This window comes from Rhodococcus sp. WWJCD1, from assembly GCF_002258735.1.
Taxonomy (GTDB): domain Bacteria; phylum Actinomycetota; class Actinomycetes; order Mycobacteriales; family Mycobacteriaceae; genus Rhodococcoides.
Map to the genome: position 1 here is coordinate 346,255 of NZ_NOXY01000012.1, position 16,236 is coordinate 362,490.

The window sequence follows — 16,236 nt, forward strand, 5'->3', positions numbered from 1 at the left end:
TTATCGGCGTCGGATTTGCGGGCGTCCGGCTCGGGTGGAGGCGACCAGGCCCAGACCAGCGAATCCGACGAGCGCGACGAGTAGGGACAGGGCAGAGGCGGCGTTGTAGTCGCCGGCCTGCTGCAGGTTGAATATGGATACGCCGAGGGTCTGTGTGCCCGGAGCGACGAGGAGCACCGACATGGTCAGCTCGCGCACTGCAGTGAGGGCTACGAGCACCGCTCCGGTGACTGCGGCGGGGATCGCCATCTTCCACGGCACGTCCCAGAGCGACCGAAGATGTGATGCGCCGGAGGATCTCGCGACTTCTTCGAGGGCCGTCGGCGTGGAACTCAGTGGCGCACGGACGGCTTGGACGACGATCGCGAGGAACGCCATGACGTAGGCGCACAGGATGACCCACTTGGTGTCGAACAGTCCGGTGTAGCGTCCGATGATCAACCAACCGACGGCGATGACCAGGCCGGGAATTGCCTGCGGCAGCATGGCAGCCAGGTCGAGGCCGACGTTGTCGCGGGATCGGGTGCGGGTGGTGAGCACGCCGATGGCCAAGCCGAGGAATCCGCAGACGAGAGCCGCCGCGAGGGCCAGCGTCACCGAATTCTGAATGCCCACCAGGGTTCCCGGTGCGGTGACGGCACTTTCGATACTCTGTAGCGTGAGGTTTCCCCAGGTGAGCGGTACGCCGGGGGCCGGCAACAATGCCTGAGTTGCCAGCGCCAGGATCGGCAGTACCGTCAGGGCCAGCCCAAGGATCCATGCAGCGACGCCTGCCAGAATTCGACTGCAACCCAGCGGAAGTAACTGTGGGGCCGTGACTGCGCCGTCCAACTGAATCGACCGGCGGCCGAGAATGCGATCGATCGCGACTGCGACCACGGCGAGTGCGAGGAGTCCGATGCCGATGGTCGAGACCACTTCGAGCGGTCGACCGACGGTACCCGACTGGATGTATCGGTACACCATGGTCGAGAGCGTGACGTAGCGCTCGGGCAATCCGATCAGGGCCGGAATGCCGAAATCCGCAAGATTGGATACGGCCGTCAACGTCAGTGATGCCAGCAGGGCCGGGCGCAGCAGTGGCAGCGTCACGTCGCGCATGGCCCGGAACGGTGATGCTCCGGCAATGCGAGCCGCCTGTTCCAGATCGCCCGGTACTCGTCGCAGTGCTGCCGAGATGATCAGGTACGCAAGCGGATACGAGTGCACGGTCAGCAGGAAGATCACGCCGTCACCGCCGTAGATGTTCCACAGCGGTCCGCCGCCGAACGTCTCGTTCCAGAACGAGTTGATCATTCCGCTCGGGCCCAGCAGTCCCGTCCACGCGATCGCGCCGACGAACGGCGGAATCAGCAACGGGCTGAGCAGAATCAGACGTAGTACCGAGCGACCGGGCAGATCGGTGCGATCGAGAACGAGGGCCATGATCGTCGCGATCGCCACCGCCGCTGCCGCCGACAGACCTGCAGATACGACACTGTTGGCCGCAGCCGAGGCGATTCCTCCGTCGAGCAGCTCCTGAATGTGGTTGCCACCGAGTCCGATCGAGACCACGGCGGCCAGCGGTGCGCCGATCAGAGCCAGGACGGCCAGCCACAGGCAGGCGCGTACCCAGGTGACGCGGTCAGCCAAGAAGATCGTTGAACGTAGCGACGGCATCGGGCTGCGAGGCGGTGATGGTGTCGAGGTCCGGGTTCAGCAGTGCGATGTCGTCGAGAGCAGGCGCGCCCTCGGGCGTGCCGACATCGGACCGGACCGGCAGGTACTGCTGCTCGACGGCGATCTCCTGACCGCGCTTGCTGACCAGGAAGTCCACGTACTTCTGTGCGGCCTCCTGATTGGCCGAGTCCTTGAAGATTCCGGCGGGCTCGGAGATGTACGGGACGCCATCGGTCGGATACGAAGCGGCGATGGGCGAGCCCTTCTCGGCCAGTTCGCGCACCAGGTAGTCGACGACTATCCCGACCGGCTGGGTGCCTGCCGCAACCGCCTGAGCGACGGGGCCGTTGCTCTCGGCGACCACGGGCTCGTTGGCAACGAGGTCGGTGAGCCACGGAAGCCCGAGGTCTTCCTGGCCGAGCCACACCGCGGTGTTGAACGCTGCCGCGCCGGACACGTCGGGATTGGGCAGCGTGATCTGGCCCTTGTACCGCGGATCGGCCAGTTCTTTCCACGACGTCGGAGGCTGCGAGACGGCCCCGGTGTTGTACGCGATGACCGTCGGAATGATGCGGGTGCCCACGTAGTAGCCGTCGGGATCGACGACGTCGGGATCGAGCGCATCGACGTCGGCCGGGGTGTACTGCAGCAGCAAGTCGTCGGCCTTGTACTTCTCGAAGGTCGGAGCGTCTGCGGCGAGCAGAACATCGGCACCGATGGAACCGGTCTGCCGTTCGGAGGCGATGCGCGCGTTGAGATCGCCGGTTCCTGCACGGAACACCTGCACGTCGATGCCAGGATTCTCGGCGGTGAACTCGGCGTTGAGCGCATCGATCTTGGCCTGCGGCTCCGAGGTGTACACCGTGAGGGTGCCGCTCGCACCGTCTCCGCCGGCCTCGGGGGCCGCAGGCTCGGAGCATGACGCAAGGGTGAGAGCAGCTGCGAGACCGAGGATTCCACTGGCGGCGACGCGAGAAACGATGTTCACTTCAGACTTCTCCTGAGAAATATCGAGCACGGAAGCTGCTCATGCTTCCGACCGTAACCGACGCGCTGACGTGTGTTGTGGGAACCGCACATGTCGTCGGGGTGAACGAATCGATGGTTTCAGGGGGTGCCGATCTGGACCAGTTCTTCGATGCCTCGAAGATCCTCGACTTTCGGGTCATCGGCCGAGCACCGTGGATCAGATCGCCCGCAAGGGCCGGGTCGTGTTCCGAGTCGAGACGTCGGCTACGTCGACGAAGTTGTTCCATTGTCATCGGTCTGCCGGACCCAACAAGGTGCTCGGTCGTCCTGCGACCGTAATCAGCAGCGACTCGCCGGCGTCCGCTCGCTTGTCGTACCCCTCGCCTACTCTCTCGACCACACACATCCGGGGGGACATCATGAGCAACCGCAGATCGCGTAGCAGAAAGACCAGTCGCGAGGCCTACAGTCAGGCTCAGCGTGAAAGGGAACCTCTTTTTTGGCCGAGCGCCCTTCTTCACTTCTCCGATTGGCTGGTCGAGAATGCCTTGGTCGCAGATCAGTTGACGGCTTTTGCGACCGCAATGACAGTCGATCGGTCGGTCCGCGAGCGGAACGTGAGCGTGTACGGCGCAGATTTTCCGATCGACATGTTCTGTCTCGAAGATCACGAGTACTTCGACCTCGATGAGTATGAACGGTCGCCGTGGGAGCGCGACGAGATTCGCCGCGCCATCGATCTTTTCGGCAAGTTCGTCGTCGCCGAACAGCTGTCGCCATCTCAGAACGAAGAGATCGCGAGAGAGATCGGGTCCTCGTCTGCATTCGCGCCGGTGCCCAGTTCTCCGATATCGCCGGGGCGCTCGAGCCCACTGAGTACACCGATAGTGGTCTCACTCCTGCAACGTTTGGCAACGTGGGCTGCGACTGAGCGCCGCGCGCCATCGGCCCGAATCGACTACTGGGACGACTCGGCCGAGATCGTAGCTACGCTTGGGATTCCTGGTTTCGACAGTATCGCTACACAACCTGACTTCATGGCGATGGTGAACTATCGATCGGTGTTGGATACCGCCCGTAGGGTCGGTGTCCTCGAGAACGCGGGCCAGATTTATACCCTCGGACCCGAAGCCTGTGCTTGGGTGGTGTCTCCGAGTGCGGACCGAACTCGCGCCGCCGTGGTCGAGGCGTACGCATCCTGCTTGACGCCTGTGTACGACTCCGGCGATGATTCCGTGCAGTCCGAGCTCGTGGCAGGCTCGGCGTTGGCGACCACCGTGCTCGTGCGCAGCCTCGTCGGTGATCCGGTAGGGGAATCCGACGGTGTCGTTCTGGGAACGATGTCCGACAGTAAAGTAATTCAGACCGTCGCGACACTCCGGTTCATGTCGATGTTCGACCTCGGATTGCTCGTCAAGGTGAACGACAAGTTCTGCGTACCTGACCCTCTGGCACCCCTGCTGCTCGAGGCGCTCGATCGAGATCGTCTGCGGCGCAAAGGGCGTGCAGCATGACTTGATGAGCGGTCGGTAGCACATTCTGGTTCACGAGCCGAGTGCGTGTACGGCAAAAGTGCGTCCCCAATCCGATACGGCCCCGTCGCGACCCCAAGTCGACGGCACAGCGCCGATCAAAGTGAGGAAGTCCAAGGTCGGTCGAGCGAGGTACTGGGCGTAGCGTCTTTCGCTTTCGGGGATTCGCCATCCGATGGTCTCGAGGCTTCGAAGGATCAGCAAATTGCGTTCGGTCGCAGAGCAACTCCCTGCAACCGACACCAGGAGTAGCGCGCCCGCATCCTTCTCGTACTGCTCGCGGCCAAAGGGCATCCGAGCCGCGGCGTGCGACCACAGGCGGACTGGGTCGGTGGCCAGGGTGTTGCCCAAACGGGTGCGAAGTAGCCGTCCTTTCAGCACGCGAACCAGTCCGAGTTGCGTCACAGCAGCCCGAAGCCAGTGCACCTGCTGATGGTCCACCTCGCGGTTGGAGTTTCCGAACCATTCGGCACCCCACTCGAGCTCTACACGCATCGCAGCAACGTCTTTGGGCGGGAGATAGCCCGCAGCAGTCAGCGTGATTCCGTCTGCACCCACCCGCGCCAGCATCCACGTCAGCTTATCCATTGCCGATGCCGCCGCTGCGAGGTCCACCTGTGCCACATCGAAATCGACGCGTGCGAGGACATCGGGCAGATCGGGGTGATACTCGAGGGACCCGCGTTCGAGAAGCGAGCCGAGTTTGGGTAGCCGCTCCTGTACGCGGCCGGCCAAATCCGTCACGGCGCGCCGCAACGCGATTCTGTTGTTCGCGTCGGCCACCGCGAAGCGCGCCTCGAAGCTGCCCGCCCACTGCTTCATGTGGTTGTGCTCAGGATGATCGGTATCAGCGAGAACCTTCAGCAGTTCGTCGTAGCCCGACGTGCCACCGCAGTCCTCGGGTGGGCAGGCGCGGTCGCCGTCGAGGCAGGCTGCAGTACCGGCAACGGTCGATATTTCCTCGACGACCAGGTGGTGTGTCCATCCGTCACCGAAGTCGTACTCGTACCCGAGACGATCCCCGACGGCACCGAGGACTTCGTCCACTCGAACGCCGTCCTCGAGCGTCCCGGTGCCGTAGTCCCACTCCTCGAGCGCGGACTTCATCTCGTAGCGTCGACTGGTTCGATAGGGATCGTCGCCGACGAAGAACATGTGCAGGTGTCGGTCTTCCCAGCCCATGACGTCTTGGATGACGTCGTGTAGCTCGGGCAGTGTGGCGTCGGAATTGATGGTGAACTGCCGCCACACCGCTGGTTCGATGTCGGCCAGAGTCACCTTGATCGTCAGCATCGAAACATCGTCCCCCATGTGCGAGATGCTCGTCGAGAACGTCCCCGCGGGGACGCTTTCGGAGCGATACAGTCCAAACATGGACGTTGTGCGCGCGATGCCCCTGCTCACGGTCACCGATCTCGATGCGACGCTGGATGCGTATGTACAGGTCACGGGTATGGAGGTTGTGATGAACCACGGTTGGATCGCGACGCTTGCTCCGGCCGGCGACAGCTCGGCGCAACTGAGTCTGATCACCACCGACCCCACCGGACCGGTGAACCCGTCGGCGTCGATCGAGGTGGACGACGTGGACTCGGCCTATAGAGCCGCAGTCGACGCGGACCTCGAAATCGTCTACGAGATCACCAACGAGGAGTGGGGCGTACGCCGATTCTTCTTCCGCGATGCGAGCGGCAATGTGGTGAACGTGCTCGCCCACATGTGAGATCAGTTGGGGTGCAACAGAGTTCCTCGTAGAACACCTCGAACGGTGCGGGTGGCGACGATGATCCAGGCTGCGAGCAGTGCCGCATACAGCACAACGGCGAGGGCGTGAACGAGACCTAAATCGAGGGCACTACCCAGGGCAGTCGCTCCGGTGACACAGGTGCCGATGGGAAACGTGAACGACCACCACGTCAGCGAGAATCCCATGCTTCTGCGCGCCGCGTACACGGTGAGAGCGGCGGCGAGCGCGAACATCAGCGTGCCGAAGCCGCCCATGATCAGCCCGTAGCCGATGCCGAACACGTGTAGTCCGACGGCGATCGACGCCTGTGAACCGGTGAACACCATCGATGCATCGGTGCCGAGTAGGTTTGCCGCAGTAATCGATTGACCGATCAGTCCCAGCGTGATCCACACGGTGGGAGCCGCGTCGACGGGCGGTAGACCGCCGTGCACCAGACGTCCGTAGATCAGCGTCAGCGTGATCATCCCGACGATCAGCGACAGCCCGAACATCGCGTAGCAGGCGCACAACAGAGCCAGCCGCCACTGGCCTTCGGGCAGGTGCGGAAGCAGCAACGCCCCGGTCGACGCCGACACCATCGGCGGGACGACGGGCATCAGCCAGGCCGGCAGGGCGGCGACGTTGCGGTGATCGGACGTGGTGATCATTCGATACGGAACGGCGACGCTGGTGAACAGGCCCGCGAGCGTTCCCGTGATCCACAGGATGGCGAACACTGCGGTCGACGCCGAGGGGCCGAGCACATCGGCTCCGAGGAGACTGGCACCTGCACCGACGGTCAGTAGTGCCATGGGCGGGGCTCCGTAGAACTGCACCATCACCGGATGTCGTGCGTACTCGACGGCCCGGTCGCGATGCCCGATCCAGTGCAGCGCGAAGGCTGTGCCGATGACGACTAGCGCCGCAGTGGCACAGACCCAGACGGCGACCGCGAAAATGTGCAGAGCCGGGAACTGCACGGGCAACGTTGCGGCTGCGGTTGCGACGATGCCGGTCCCCATCACCGCGGCGAACCAGTTGGGGGTGATGTGCTCGAAGGTCCGGCGGTGCGAATCGGTCTCGGTCGAGATCGGGGCGGGGACGGTCACGGTCATGTCTTCAGCCTGCGCGGCGCCGTGCCCGCTCGGTAGGCGCCGGTTTGTTCACCGGTCATAACGTGGGGTTATGGCTGTGTCTTCGCCGCCACAGCCAGCAACTCTGCGGCCGGACCGGTCGGGATACGACCGGACGGCCAGATGGCCCTCAACTCACGACGCAGAGTCAGCCCTGGGATCGGCACCTGGATCAGGGTTCCGGCGGCCAGCTCGGGGGCGACGGCCAGTGAGCTCAGAACGGCTCCGCCGATTCCTGCGCCGACAGCCGATTTGATAGCCGTCGTCGAGGAGACCTCGAGGAGCGGAGCCGTTGGTTCCCCGAGTCCCGCTGCGGCCAAGGCATTTTCGTAGGCCGAGCGCGTGCCCGAGCCCGTCTCTCGCGTGACGAGTGCCGTGGCGACGATTTCAGAGGCGGTGGGCGAGGTGCTGACCCAAGCGTGTCCTGGCGGGACCACGAGCACCAATTCGTCGGTGGCCATGGTCCGATGGTCGAGACCTGCAGGCAATCCAGGGCTTTCGATGAAACCGATGTCTGCGCTACCTGCCAGCACCTTCTCGGCGACCACCGTGGAGTTGCCCGAACTCAGCGTCGGCACGATGTGCGGGAGATGCGCATGCAGCGTGACCAGCCAGCGTGGCAGAAGATACTCTGCGACAGTCTGACTCGCGGCGATCTGCACGTGGCCGATGCGTTCGGCATGCAGCGCGGCGATCGCCGTCGCCAAGTCTTCTGCCGACCGGACGACCGGTGCGGCCCAACTTGCGACGAGCTCGCCGAACTCGGTCAGCACCGTTCCGCGTGCGCCTCGTTTCAGTAAGGGCGCGCCGACACGACGCTCCAGCGCACGGATACGGGAACTTGCCGCCGGCTGCGACATGCCGTGAGCTCGACCCGCTCGCCCGATACTGCCGAGCTCGGCCACCGACAGCAACAGATCGATGCTGGTGAGATCGGCAACGTGCGGGGGAAGCGGCACAGGGCGAGCCTACTTTCGTCAGTATTCGCTGAACAGGTCCAGCTCGCCGTCGGGTTCGGTGCTGCCCTCTATCTCTACTGTGTCCTCGGAGTCGTCAGGGTCGCTACGCTCGTGCAGCACCGAGCCCACCAGCGCGGTGACGTCGATAGCTGCGGGATCGGGGATCGGATGCCCCTCGACGAAGGCGAGTCGCTCGGCCGACAGGTACGCCAGCCGCACCGCCTGCACGACGAGGACGCGTCGCAGGCCCTCGGACACCTCTCCCCGTTCACGAGTGACGGCGGCCAAGCGTGAGATTGTCTCGGCGCGGCGCGCGATACGGATGTCGGGGTGCCCGCGCTCGCGACGCGTCTGTTCGGAGATCAACGACCGGCGCAGCGATGCGGGCAGCGCGATGGGCTGCGAGACCGGCGGGATCTTCTCGTTGAGGATTGCTTTGTGTCGCGATTTGTCGATGGCCTCGAGGTAGGCCGTGTACTCGTGGGCATTGAGATCGCGCTCGGCAGCCCGGAAGTGCGCTGCGCCATCGGACTTCTTGAGGTCCTCGTACTGCCACAGTGGCCAGATCTCGATCTCCGCGACCTCGAACACGTCGAGCACCCGCATCGCGACGGCATCGGTTCGCTGGTTGGTCAGATGTCGTTGCACTCGGACACTGAGCTTCTCTTTGGTCTGTCCCACATAGATCGGTTCGCCGTCGTAATCGTAGAACGCGTACACACCCCACTTGGCTGCCGACCACACTCGCCCCTGATCGTCCTTTTCGCTCAGCACTTCTCGTAGCGCTGTGCGAAAGGACTGCACGTCGTCCGCCGGCAGGGTGCTCTTTCGCGGCGCGACGGCCGACGCCCGCAGTGAGGACTTACCGTGACTGGACATGTGCCGCAGCAGAATTCAGGGCCGTCGAATTGACGAGAGATCCGGTGACGAGCGGCATCAGGTAGTGCTCGGCGAGCCACGCGACCACGGGAACACACACTGCGTCGCCGAAACCGAAGAGCGCCTGATTGTTTCGCAGACCATCGAGCGTGTAGCCACCGGCACCCATCAGCCGGGCGTACTCCACCGGCGTCATCCAACGCACCTGCAAGCGGCCGTTCCCAATCTTGACGACGGCCTGCTTCGACGAACCGCCGCGGGCGGTACGGAGGCACCCGGAGATGTCGTCGGGTCGAGCCTCCCACACCGCGACGCCGTTACGAGTGCGACGGTAGGCGGTGCGGTAGCTGACCTTGCGGGCCTTCTTCAGAATCTCGATGCGCTGCAACTGAATCGGCGACAAGGACTGCACGAACGCCGCGGTACGGGCTGCATCCCACCACCGCGAGTCTCGGTAGTCCATACGCTCGACCACGTCACCGAGACCGCTGGTCAACGGAATGGGTGGACTCGGTAGCGGTGCTCGATGCGTCAGCAACGTCGAATCGCCGTACACCGCCTGGAGCCAATCGGGTCGTAGCTCGCTGTTGGGATCGCGGGCATCCTCGGGGGGATTCTGCGCACCGATCAAGAACAGGCGCGGACGCGACTGCGGGACGAAGCGTCGAGCATCGATGGTCAACACATCCACCGAGTAACCCAGTTCGTTGAGCTCCCGGACCGCTGCGGCCAGATCGTCTCCGCCGTGACTGGTGGCCAGGCCGACGACATTCTCGAGCGCGACCACCTCCGGGCGTGCGGCACCGAGTTCACCCAGCACCCGGGTGAAATGCCGGAAGGTCGACGAGTTCTTGCCCGCGAGACCGGCCCGGCCACCGGCCAGCGACAGATCGGTGCACGGAAACGATGCCCACGCCAACGACAAGCCTTCGGGCAGATCGTGACCGCGAGTGGCAGCGACATCGCCGAGCTGAAAATGGCCCGCATCGTCACCGAAGTGCTGGCGATACATCTGGTGCTTGTCACGCTCGATGTCGTTGGCCCAGCGCACCTCGAAACCGGCCTGCTCCAAGCCCATTCGGACGAGACCGATGCCGGCGAAGAACTCCGCGACCGTGGGGATACCGTCGACCGAAGACGCCGAAGAACCACCCGGCACCACTGTCAACTTCGGCATGCACCCAGGCTAGTACAGACCCCCGACAGACTGACCTGTCCGGTCATTCCGCAGGCTCCACTCCTGCCTATTCGGACCTTCCGCAGGCTCCACTCCCGCCTATTCGGTCATTCCGCAAGGCTCCGCTCCTGCCTCATGCCGTGGTTGCCAGCGCCGCCGCCAGGCCGAACGCCACCGCCAGTAGACACACGTGCGAGGCTGAGCGGCCCAGCGAGTACTCCACGGTAGATCGGTGCGCGGCGGCGCTGGGCAACCACGTCCGGCGAATTCGGTTGGCCACCGCGACGAGGATCACGGTGATCAGGACCTTGGCGAGAACGATTCGGCCGTAACCGGTCTCGACCGCTGCGGCGATGTTGTCCAGCTTGAGGACCGCGTCCAGCACGCCGGTGCCGGCGACGGCGAGTACGCACCAGAAGGCGATCCTGGAGTAGACCGGCAGCAGCGTCGCCCAGGCGGACTTGCTCCGCAGACTCAGCGCCATCGCACCGAGAACGCCGACCCACACCGATGCGAACAACACATGCACCGCAACGGCAATGGAGCCGAACGCAAACTGTGACATGTGGCCGGTGATCGGGCGCGCGACAAGGGCGAGGGACGCCAACACGATCACCGGAATCGGAGACCAGTCTGCCTCGCGTCGATAGCCGGCCACTCCGATGGCGCACAGGGCAAGCGCAAGAAGTACCGTTGCCGTCCCCAGTCGACCAACCGAGATCTCGGTCGCGAACGAGGTGAATGCGCTCGGCGACAACGTCAACGGAGTGCGACCAGCAGAATCGGCAGCGGCCGCGATGAGCAGAACGAACTCGGCAACCGCCCACAGCCCCGACAGGAATCCGATCGCTCGCCACATCACCAGCGGGTCGACGGCGGGGCGTCCGGAATCGGAATTGCCGTCCATGACAGCGAGAACGCCGAACCCCAACACCACCGAACCCGAGGCCACCGCAACCACCCGCAGCCACGACGACCCGCCGGGGAAGGTGGGGTACGCGAGTACGAAGGCGGCCGCCACCCCCAGCAACGACGCGGCTGCGGCGGCGAGCACGAGCCGAACGCTTCTCTCGCTCACCGCAGCCACGCCGGTCCTACTTCTTGGTCTTCGGCTTACGCAGGGCGAATCCCAGTGCCCCTGCGAAGGCCAGAACCGCAACCACGATCAACACGATGTGCCCGTAGCCGCCGAGGAACCCGCCCTCGGACTCGTCCGAGGTGCCCGACGCGTCGGCCGGTGCCCCGGGCGTTCCCGAACCCTCCTGAGTCAGCGTGAACGTCGCAGTGCCGCTCACCGGATGACCGTCGGCCGAGGTGATGCGATAGGCGAGGGTGTAATCGCCGGTCGGTCCCAGCTCGCCGACATCGACGACGACGCTCTGGCCCTCGATGCGGGCGTCGCCCTTCGACCAGATGTTGCCGTCGGGTCCGACGACGTTGAGCGTGGCGAACTGCGACTGCGGTACCTCGTTGAACGTCACCGAGGCCGTGGCCGGAGACGCGTCGAGAGAGGAGCCGTCGGCTGGGCTGTATCCGGTGACCTGCGAGTGCGCCGACGCGATGGGGGCGGCGATCAGCAACGTCAGCAGCGCTACGACCAGTGCTTTCGCAGTAAAAACCAGTGCCTTCGCAGAAAAGGCCAGCGCCCTCACGAGCGCCGGGCCCGGATCGTTGCGCCGATGCCGAGGCCTGCGCCGACGGCTCCGAGCACCAGTCCGACGCCGGCGAGCCAGCGAGCGGTGTTGTCGGAAGTCGACGCCTCCGACGATGCCTCGGCGGTCTCGGTGGTTGCCGACTGCATGCCACCGTGCGCCTCGCCGCTGGCCGCGGCGAGAGTCAGAGTGGGAGCGGGCAGTTCGGGCTCGCTGCCGTCCTGTGCCATGGGCTCGTTCCACTCGACGACCTCACCGTCGGTGTAGGTCTGCGTGGCGGGGAAGGAGACGGTCTCCTCCTCGGGCAGCGGGCCCGCCGACAGCAAGAACTGCTGGAACTGGCCCGGGCCGACCTCGGCACCGGGGTTCGCCGTCCACGTCACCGACACCGCGAGATCGGCCGAGTCCTTCTCGACGGTGGACGTCCAGCCCGGAATGGGCTGCGTACGAGCAGAATTGAGGCCAGGCAGGGTGACCTTGACCGAACTGGTCGCGGCGGTGTCGGACTCGGTGGGAACACGGAACGTCAGCACCGAGTAGCCGCCCTGCTCGGCGTCGGGAGCAGAGACGACGACGTGTGCCGATGCCGCGCCTGCGCCGATCAGCAACGCGCCGACGGTGGCCCCGGAAACGAACAGGGCACGGGAAAGAGAGCTCTTCATGGGTATTGGGTCATTTCTGTGTGGAGAAGTGCGGAATGGGATGTCGGTCAGTACGACGACCGCGAGTGGAGCCCGCGGAACGAGTAGATCGACATCGGGGGCCCGCGACGAGAAATGGCCCAGTCCAGCGCGGTGCCGTGTATCGACGGCAACGCAACGGAGAATCGGACGCGACCGACGGCGGAACCGTCGGGCAGGGGAGTGAGGAGCGCGAGAACGGCGCGGACGATGGATGTGATCGGTCCGTAGAGGCGTTCGGCGGCGGCGATCAACAGCGCGGCGACCACGGACGCGGCCGCGTGGAAGGCAATCATCGCTGTGCTGGGGAGTAACGAGTGGCTGTGCAGCATGCCCGACATGTCGCTCAGGCTCAGCGCGATGTGGGCGAGAAGTTGGCCGACCATCAAGGCCGGGAGCAGTACCGTCGACCGTCTCGGTACTGCCGTCATGGCCCCGACGCCGATGCTGACGACGACAAGCAGAGTCAGAGCGGCTCCGTCGGGCCAACCGCCGCCGGCCATGCCGTGCGCGGCCACTGCGAGCGCCGCGGTGACGCTACCGACAGCTCCGCCGCGCAGTGGTGCGGCGGAGGCGTCGGTCATCGGTTGTTCAGAGGTCAGCGCACGCCGAGGCGGGCCAGCAGATCGGCTTCGATGCCGTCGAGCTCCGCGGAGATGGCCGCGTGGGCGGTCTTGCGACGAGCGGGCGGCATCTGCTCGGATGCACGCACAGCGGTCGTCAGATCGTCCAGGCGCTCGCTGATCGCGGCACCGAAACTCTTGGTCTCGGGATCGGAATGACGCGCACCGATGGTGCTCAGCGACTTCTCGGCCCCGGCGATGCGGGCACTGAGCTTGCCGCCGTGGCCGGTGTACTCGCTGAGCTGATCCGTCGCGATACCCATCTGCTGCGCCTTGCGGCTGTCCAGCTGCCCCCGGACGACGGTGGCCGCGCGGTAGGCGATCGGAGCGAGCACCGGAAGCAACAGCCGAGCGATGCCGAGGTACTTACGGATCTGCGCCACGTTGAGCGTGCCCTGAGCGGCAGCCTTCTGCTGCGCCCGCAGAGCCGACACCTGCGCCTTCTCGACATTCTTCTGCGACTTCGCCTCCACCGCGCTGAGCTTGCTCTGCGCCTTGGCGATCGACTTCAACTGCTTGCGCTCGTTCTTCGCGCCGAGCTTCGCTTCCAGAGTGGCCTTGTGCTTGAGAGCCTTGGCCTCTGCCTTGCGAGTGGCACGACCCTTACGCTTACGGAACAAACCCATCGACAAGGCTCCTGACATGTACTGCTCGGCGGAAACGGTGCGTTCCACACAGCCTATCGGGCGCTGATCTGTGATGGCTGTCGGAGGGCTGACCTAGTGTCTTGGAGTGTGAACGGTCAACGAGGTGCCTCGGTGTCATCTCTCGAGCTGTCATCTCCCGTGCTGCTCGACGCCGGATCGTTGACGCGCTGCCGTCATCGGCTCTATCTCGATACCGCCTACGGATCGTTGCTGCGCGGTGAACCCGAGAATCCCGGCGTCCGCCAGCGCCGGGAAGCAGCGCAGGCGCACCGCGAGAACATCCGTATGCAGCTGGCCGTGGCAGATCCGATGGAGTGGACCGAAATCGACGAGCCGACGGCCCGTGCCGCGGCCGAGGCCACTGTCGCGGCCTGCCGGGCCGGAGTCGAGCGAATCTGGAACGCGGTGCTGCCTCTCGAGCGCGACACCGGTCGGCGTGGACGTAGCGAACTTCTCGTGCGCGACGCGGCGGGCGGGTACATCCCGGTGATCGTCGTCAACCACAAGGTCACCGATCCGGGGCGCGGCGCTCGAACGACCTCGCTGACGCACTGGTCCCCGGCCGTCGACGAGACCCTGAAGGTGCGCAGTCAGTTGCGTGACCAGCTTCGGCTCGCCCACCTCTACCGCATGCTGGTGCACGAGGGACTGGAAGCGTCCTCGCCCGTCGGCGGCGCGGTGGGCTATCGCGGCGACTGCATGCTGGTCCACGATCTGACGACGGTGCTCGGCGAATACGACACGCGCTTCGCAGACCGGCTCGCCGTGGCCCGTGGCAGCGCGTTCACCGTTCCCTCGCAGGTGAGTGAATGTCGTTCGTGTGCGTGGTGGTTCGACTGCAAGCCGCAGCTCGAAGCCGTTCGTGACGTCTCACTCGTCGCGTCGGGTTCTCGGGCGGACGTGCTCCGCGCTGCGGGTGTGCGCACCATCGACGAGTTGGCGCAGTGGACCGGTCCGGCTCCCGAGGAGTGGCCGTTCGGAAACTTCGACGACGCGGTGTCCGCGGCGCTGGCCTGGCGAGCCGACGTCCCTCTGCTCCGGCGCTCCGAGACCGTCTCGGTGCACCGCGCCGACGTCGAGGTGGACGTCGATATGGAGAGCTACCAGGAACACGGCGCCTACCTGTGGGGCACGTTGCTCACCGAGGCGGGTGGGCCGCCGCCGATATACCGGGGTTTCGTCACGTGGGATCCGCTGCCGACCGTCGACGAGGGGCGCTCGTTCGCGGTGTTCTGGAACTGGTTGATGGAGGTCAGGGCCGACGCGGCCGCCCGCGGCAAAACTTTTGCGGCGTACTGCTATTCGCGTCAGGCCGAGGACAAGTGGTTGCTCGATTCCGCTCGTCGATTCGCCGACGTCCCCGGGGTTCCCACCGAGGCGCAGATTCGCGAGTTCATCGACAGCGAGCAGTGGGTGGACGTCTACCAGGCCGTCAGTGATCAGTTCATCTGCCCGAACGGCAAGGGGCTCAAGAAGATTGCCCCGGTGGCCGGTTTCGCATGGCGCGACGACGAGGCCGGTGGGGAGGCGTCGATGGGCTGGTACCGCGAGGCCGTCGGCTACGACGCGGACCCCGACCATACCCAGCGAGAGCGGCTGCTCGTCTACAACGAGGACGACGTGCTGGCAACAAAAGTGTTGCGCGAGTGGATGACCGACCGCGCCGAGAAGGAGATCCCGACCGTGGCGGACCTACGCGCTCGTGCGTGACCCCGCCTCGGAGAAGCGGGGTCACGCGACGGCTGTCTAGCGCGGAGCCATGCGGATAGCGCCGTCCATACGGATGGTCTCTCCGTTGAGGTAGTCGTGCTCGGCGATCATCTGGACGAGCTGGGCGTACTCGCTGGGCTGAGCCAGGCGAGAGGGGAACGGCACCGACGCCTCGAGGCCCTGACGGTATTCCTCGGTGACGCCGGCGAGCATCGGAGTGTCGACGATGCCGGGGGCGATGGTGTTGACGCGGATGCCGACCTGGGCCAGGTCGCGGGCCGCGGTGATGGTCATCGCGTGCACGCCGCCCTTGGAGGCGGTGTAGGCGATCTGGCCGATCTGACCCTCGAATGCGGCCACCGATGCGGTGTTGATGACCACGCCGCGCTGGCCTGCGTCGTCCACGGTCGACTGCGACTGCATCCGGTTCGCGGCCAGCCGCATCACGTTGAACGTACCGAGCAGGTTGATGGTGATGACGGTGCGGAACAGCTCGAGATCGTGCGGTCCCTTCTTGGACAGGATGCGACCCGCCCAGCCCACGCCCGCGCAGTTGACGACGATGCGCAGGGGCACACCGGATTCGACGATGGTGTCCAGTGCGGCCTCGACCTCGGCCTCGCTGGTGACGTCCGCGGGCAGCAGAGTCACCCCGGCCGGGACGCTGTCTCCGGCGCGCTCGATGGACTGCGGCAGGTCGAGGCCGAATACGGTCACTCCCGCGGCGGCCAGACGAGCGGCCGTTGCGGCTCCGAGGCCGGACGCCCCACCGGTGACAAGTGCTGCTGTTCCTGAAATCTCCACGTCGTACGATCCCCTTCGCTCACGGTGGCGGGCCACGGCACAGGCTGCGACCTCGTAGTCGCTTGCACCATAACCGGCGGGGC

16 protein-coding genes are annotated in these 16,236 nt (G+C 65.3%); 3 read left to right on the forward strand and 13 right to left on the reverse strand.

What is annotated here, in order from left to right:
- Together CH286_RS09340 and CH286_RS09345 are read right to left on the reverse strand one after the other, a co-directional pair.
- Positions 1 to 1,632 (reverse strand): ABC transporter permease, encoded by a 1,632-nt coding sequence (locus CH286_RS09340; protein ID WP_255182620.1) that lies wholly within the window; start codon positions 1,630 to 1,632, stop codon positions 1 to 3.
- A complete protein-coding gene (locus CH286_RS09345) occupies positions 1,625 to 2,647 on the reverse strand; it encodes an ABC transporter substrate-binding protein (RefSeq protein WP_032401456.1) in 1,023 nt (340 codons plus the stop codon). The genes CH286_RS09340 and CH286_RS09345 overlap by 8 nt, the downstream gene beginning before the upstream one ends.
- A gap of 598 nt (positions 2,648 to 3,245) precedes the next feature.
- Between CH286_RS09345 and CH286_RS09355 the strand changes: the two genes are divergently transcribed.
- Positions 3,246 to 4,142, forward strand: coding sequence for a hypothetical protein (locus tag CH286_RS09355; protein ID WP_141215823.1), 897 nt, complete (start codon positions 3,246 to 3,248; stop codon positions 4,140 to 4,142).
- Positions 4,143 to 4,172: 30 nt separating this feature from the next.
- Here the strand turns inward: CH286_RS09355 and CH286_RS09360 are convergent, their stop codons facing one another.
- Positions 4,173 to 5,471, reverse strand: coding sequence for a plasmid pRiA4b ORF-3 family protein (locus CH286_RS09360; protein ID WP_176458192.1), 1,299 nt, complete (start codon positions 5,469 to 5,471; stop codon positions 4,173 to 4,175).
- Between the two features lie 61 nt (positions 5,472 to 5,532).
- Here CH286_RS09360 and CH286_RS09365 point away from each other — a divergent pair, with 61 nt between their 5' ends.
- Complete coding sequence (locus CH286_RS09365) at positions 5,533 to 5,883, forward strand: VOC family protein (protein WP_032401481.1); 351 nt, start codon at positions 5,533 to 5,535, stop codon at positions 5,881 to 5,883.
- Between the two features lie 2 nt (positions 5,884 to 5,885).
- Here CH286_RS09365 and CH286_RS09370 read toward each other — a convergent pair whose 3' ends face one another.
- The 9 genes from CH286_RS09370 to CH286_RS09410 form a co-directional block, all read right to left on the reverse strand.
- Entirely contained in the window at positions 5,886 to 7,004 is a 1,119-nt protein-coding gene (locus tag CH286_RS09370) for a TDT family transporter (protein WP_094609023.1), read from the reverse strand.
- Positions 7,005 to 7,072: 68 nt separating this feature from the next.
- Positions 7,073 to 7,981 (reverse strand): LysR family transcriptional regulator, encoded by a 909-nt coding sequence (locus CH286_RS09375; protein WP_032401451.1) that lies wholly within the window; start codon positions 7,979 to 7,981, stop codon positions 7,073 to 7,075.
- A gap of 18 nt (positions 7,982 to 7,999) precedes the next feature.
- Positions 8,000 to 8,860: a GIY-YIG nuclease family protein gene (locus CH286_RS09380; RefSeq protein WP_141215824.1), complete on the reverse strand. Its 861-nt coding sequence runs from the start codon at positions 8,858 to 8,860 to the stop codon at positions 8,000 to 8,002.
- Positions 8,844 to 10,037: a DNA cytosine methyltransferase gene (locus CH286_RS09385; protein WP_255182621.1), complete on the reverse strand. Its 1,194-nt coding sequence runs from the start codon at positions 10,035 to 10,037 to the stop codon at positions 8,844 to 8,846. Before CH286_RS09385 ends, CH286_RS09380 begins: the two co-directional genes overlap by 17 nt.
- A 133-nt stretch (positions 10,038 to 10,170) precedes the next feature.
- Entirely contained in the window at positions 10,171 to 11,115 is a 945-nt protein-coding gene (locus tag CH286_RS09390) for a copper resistance D family protein (RefSeq protein WP_255182622.1), read from the reverse strand.
- 16 nt (positions 11,116 to 11,131) lie between these two features.
- Positions 11,132 to 11,689 (reverse strand): MprA protease, GlyGly-CTERM protein-sorting domain-containing form, encoded by a 558-nt coding sequence (mprA, locus tag CH286_RS09395; protein ID WP_080734460.1) that lies wholly within the window; start codon positions 11,687 to 11,689, stop codon positions 11,132 to 11,134.
- The gene (locus CH286_RS09400) at positions 11,686 to 12,351 is read right to left on the reverse strand and encodes a YcnI family copper-binding membrane protein (RefSeq protein WP_037152382.1); all 666 of its coding nucleotides are present in this window, start codon (positions 12,349 to 12,351) and stop codon (positions 11,686 to 11,688) included. Before CH286_RS09400 ends, mprA begins: the two co-directional genes overlap by 4 nt.
- 47 nt (positions 12,352 to 12,398) lie before the next feature.
- Complete coding sequence (locus CH286_RS09405) at positions 12,399 to 12,953, reverse strand: hypothetical protein (protein WP_094609024.1); 555 nt, start codon at positions 12,951 to 12,953, stop codon at positions 12,399 to 12,401.
- 14 nt (positions 12,954 to 12,967) lie between these two features.
- Complete coding sequence (locus CH286_RS09410; protein ID WP_094609112.1) at positions 12,968 to 13,618, reverse strand: DUF6474 family protein; 651 nt, start codon at positions 13,616 to 13,618, stop codon at positions 12,968 to 12,970.
- 162 nt (positions 13,619 to 13,780) lie between these two features.
- On the opposite strand from CH286_RS09410, the gene CH286_RS09415 reads away from it, so the two are divergent.
- Entirely contained in the window at positions 13,781 to 15,349 is a 1,569-nt protein-coding gene (locus tag CH286_RS09415; protein WP_094609113.1) for a TM0106 family RecB-like putative nuclease, read from the forward strand.
- A 36-nt stretch (positions 15,350 to 15,385) separates the two neighbouring features.
- On the opposite strand, the gene CH286_RS09420 is transcribed toward CH286_RS09415, so the two are convergent.
- The gene (locus CH286_RS09420; protein ID WP_032380920.1) at positions 15,386 to 16,153 is read right to left on the reverse strand and encodes an SDR family NAD(P)-dependent oxidoreductase; all 768 of its coding nucleotides are present in this window, start codon (positions 16,151 to 16,153) and stop codon (positions 15,386 to 15,388) included.
- Positions 16,154 to 16,236 lie beyond the last annotated feature (83 nt).